This is a genomic window from Brasilonema octagenarum UFV-OR1 (genome assembly GCF_963888615.1).
Lineage (GTDB): Bacteria > Cyanobacteriota > Cyanobacteriia > Cyanobacteriales > Nostocaceae > Brasilonema > Brasilonema sennae.
This window is the reverse complement of record NZ_CAWPKW010000245.1, coordinates 1-3,648: the sequence shown is the minus strand read 5'-3', so window position 1 is coordinate 3,648 and position 3,648 is coordinate 1. Positions and strand designations below refer to the sequence as shown.

Annotated in this window: 2 protein-coding genes and 1 pseudogene; all 3 read left to right on the top strand. The window is 43.9% G+C overall.

Annotation, left to right across the window (positions count from 1 at the left end):
• Nucleotides 1-350: 350 nt before the first annotated feature.
• The 3 genes and pseudogenes from AC5590_RS20030 (at nt 351) to AC5590_RS20020 (ending at nt 3,580) form a co-directional block, all read left to right on the top strand.
• Nucleotides 351-1,142, top strand: coding sequence for an endonuclease/exonuclease/phosphatase family protein (locus tag AC5590_RS20030; RefSeq protein WP_169268920.1), 792 nt, complete (start codon nt 351-353; stop codon nt 1,140-1,142).
• A gap of 40 nt (nt 1,143-1,182) precedes the next feature.
• Entirely contained in the window at nt 1,183-1,803 is a 621-nt protein-coding gene (locus AC5590_RS20025; protein ID WP_169268919.1) for a Uma2 family endonuclease, read from the top strand.
• A gap of 190 nt (nt 1,804-1,993) precedes the next feature.
• Nucleotides 1,994-3,580 (top strand): annotated as a pseudogene (locus tag AC5590_RS20020) (glucose-6-phosphate isomerase).
• The last annotated feature ends 68 nt before the right edge of the window (nt 3,581-3,648 follow it).

Genomic DNA, 3,648 nt, shown 5'->3' with positions numbered 1-3,648 from the left:
ACCCCAACGCCAGATCCCTCTGTCGGGAAACCCTCCTGCAGGACTGGCTCCGCAAGGCGCTGCTCTCCGCTCAAACTTCTCTCAAAATTCAAAATGGAAGACCCCACTGATGAATCCGGGGGCTTGAATAATGTTGCTAACCTTTTTTCTGTCCATGAAGAAATTCACGGGCTTGTATCGTTTTGTTGTTCGGTCATGAGTCATGAGTCATTAATCATTAGTTGACATTATGCATTGATAAATGTATAATTACACAATATTTATCTCTACAGAAATTTGTCAAAGTAAGCGTAGCAATATTTTCACGAGCTTAAGAGTGTAAAATAAAATACGTTTCATGACACTACTAAATGGTTAAGCTTGTTACAATCAACATCTTGTACGACATGGCAGACTGGGAGCAACGGCGAACTCTGTTAGTTGATGGACTTCAGGCAGAACAAGCTGATGTGATTGCTTTACAGGAAGTTAAGCTACCAGAAAACACAGCTGCTTGGCTTGCAAGTGAACTTGGTATGCCATACGTGCATCTAATTCCAGACAGTCGTTCAACAGGTATCAACGACATGGGGGTGGGAAATGCGATTCTCAGTCGTCACCCATTTGTAGAAGCAGCAGTTCTCGATTTACAAACTCAGGGACGAGTTGCTCAATATGTGCAAGTTAATTTGGATAATCAGCCATTGGTGTTTTGCAACGGACATTATTACTGGTATCCGGGTGATCATCCAGAACGTACAAAACAAGTCCAGTTACTCATTGACTGGTTAGGTAAGTTTCCATCGTCCATACCAATCGTCGCAGTGGGTGATTTTAATGGCACGCCCCAAACTCCAGCTATCATGTTGATGAAACAACATTTTACATCAGCTTACGCTGAGTACCACGGACAAGAGCCAGAATACACTTGTCCTACACCTCTTGCTCGCCGTAGCTTGAAAAAGACATTGCGCCAACTTGTACGGGACTTAATATCTAATCGCACTTTACGACCCTGGCGCGGTACCTTAGACTACATCTTCATCAATCAACATTTGCGGGTACGTTCGTGCCAAGTCATTCTCAACCAGCCTGCACGGGAAAGCCGCACTTTGTACCCTTCCGACCACTTTGGCATTGCTGCTGATTTAGAATTCGTTTAAAAGAACTTTTGCTAGGCAAAGATTATCGGGAACAATCACAATGGTGAAATCAGCGCCCAAACTTTTAACAGTTGATGAATTTATTACCTACTACGGCGATAGCGATAGCTATGAGTTAATTGATGGTGAATTAATCGAGATGGAAGCAACTGGATCACACGAACAGGTATCCGCCTTCATTGGGCGAAAACTGAATGTAGAAATTGACCGCCAGCATGCAAACTATTTTATTCCCCATCGATGCTTGATTAAATTGTTAGGGACAGATACCGCATTTCGTCCCGATCTCATTGTGTTAGACCAAACTCGACTGATCAATGAGCCGTTGTGGCAAAAAGAACCTGTTATTACATTAGGAAATTCAATTAAACTCATTGCTGAAGTCGTGAGTACAAACTGGCAAAACGACTATGCCCGTAAAGTTGAAGATTACGCCACACTAGGGGTACCTGAGTATTGGATAGTCGATTATCTGGGCATTGGTGGTAAGGAATATATTGGTAAACCTAAGCAGCCAACGGTGACAATTTGTACCCTAGTAGAGGATGAGTATAAAAAACAGCTATTTCAAAATAATGACCAATTAGTTTCCTCAACATTTCCCAACTTACAACTCACGGCAAAACAAGTCTTTGCAGCAGGACAATCTGTTGTTATGTAGTTTATTTGGCAATTAGCCCCTTCTCCTCATCTAAGTTTGTCTGATGAGAAAATTCTGGTGAGGTCATACCTATGCCAGATGTTTAAGGTGAAGAATTCAGCCAACACTTAAAACTGTATAAGGTAGACAGGGATTGTTAGCACCTTGGCTTAAACTTGTTTTTGAAAATCACTTTAGTTGAGATCTCCTTATGGACGCTACGGCACTTTGGCAAAGATACCAGAAATGGTTATATTTCCATAAAGGATTGGGACTATACCTAGATGTGAGCCGGATGCGGTTTGACGACGCCTTTGTAGAGAAGTTGCAGCCAAAGTTTGAAAAAGCTTTTGCAGATATGGCGGAACTTGAGAAGGGGGCGATCGCCAATCCAGATGAAGACCGCATGGTTGGACACTACTGGCTGCGAAATCCTGATTTAGCCCCGACGCCAGAACTCACACAAGAAATCGTAGACAGCATAGAGCAAATCGAAGTATTTGCCGAAAAAGTCCACACGGGTGGAATTCATCCTCCAAAAGCGCCTCGCTTCACTGATATTATCTCTATTGGTATTGGTGGTTCTGCTTTAGGTCCCCAATTTGTTGCGGAAGCGTTAGCCTCAGACTTTCCCTCGCTGGGACTTCACTTCATTGACAATTCCGATCCAGCAGGAATTGACCGTGTTATAAATCATTTGAGAAACCGTCTTGCCAGCACTTTGGTATTGGTGATTTCTAAATCTGGGGGAACGCCAGAACCGCGTAATGGCATGATTGAAGTTAAAAAGGCTTACGCTCGACAGAATTTGGACTTTGCTAATTATGCGATCGCCATAACTATGGCAGGTAGTAAGCTCGACGAACAAGCAAAATCCGAAAATTGGCTGGCAAGATTTCCCATGTTTGACTGGGTGGGAGGACGTACCTCAGAATTGTCTGCTGTCGGGTTATTACCAGCGGCGTTGCAAGGCATTGATATCATCGCCATGCTAGAAGGTGCAAAACAGATGGATGACGCCACTCGCGTCCCCGATATCAAACAAAATCCAGCTGCATTGTTAGCTTTGTCTTGGTACTACGCTGGCAATGGACGCGGCGAAAAAGACATGGTTGTCCTACCCTACAAAGACAGCTTACTTCTTTTCAGTCGGTATTTGCAACAGCTGGTGATGGAATCCTTGGGTAAGGAGAAAGACTTAGAAGGCAACGTCGTTCACCAAGGTATCGCCGTTTATGGCAACAAAGGCTCAACCGACCAACACGCTTATGTTCAGCAGTTGCGTGAGGGTGTGCCGAATTTCTTTGCCACATTCATTGAAGTTTTAGAAGACCGCAACGGACCATCTTCAGAACTTGAACCTGGAGTTACAATGGGCGACTATCTGTCTGGTTTTTTGCAAGGAACCCGACAAGCGCTTTATGAAAACCAGCGCGACTCGATTACTGTGACCATTCCCCAAGTGAATGCCCGGATCGTGGGTGCGCTCATTGCTTTATATGATCGCGCTGTAGGCTAATATGCCAGCTTAGTGAATATCAACGCCTACCATCAACCAGGCGTAGAAGCTGGTAAAAAAGCTGCGGCTGAAATTCTGGACTTGCAAAAACAAGTCGTCAAAGTTTTGCAAACAGAAAAAACAGCCCTTTCTATAGAGGAAATTGCTCAAAAAGCAGGTGCAACAGACAAAATCGAGGCAATCTACAAAATTGTGCGTCATTTATACGCAAATCAGCGCGGATTGGTGTTGCAAGGAGACCTAGCACAACCCAGCAGTTTGAAGATTTCTGTTAGCTGATTAAAACAGTGAACAGTGAACAGTAAACAGTGAACAAGGGGTGGACGAGTCCGTTTCCTACCTGATAA

Excerpts from the sequence above, each read along its gene's own strand:
- AC5590_RS20030 (WP_169268920.1), top strand. The coding sequence starts at position 351 with ATGGTTAAGCTTGTTACAATCAACATCTTGTACGACATGGCAGACTGG.
- AC5590_RS20025 (WP_169268919.1), top strand. The coding sequence starts at position 1,183 with ATGGTGAAATCAGCGCCCAAACTTTTAACAGTTGATGAATTTATTACC.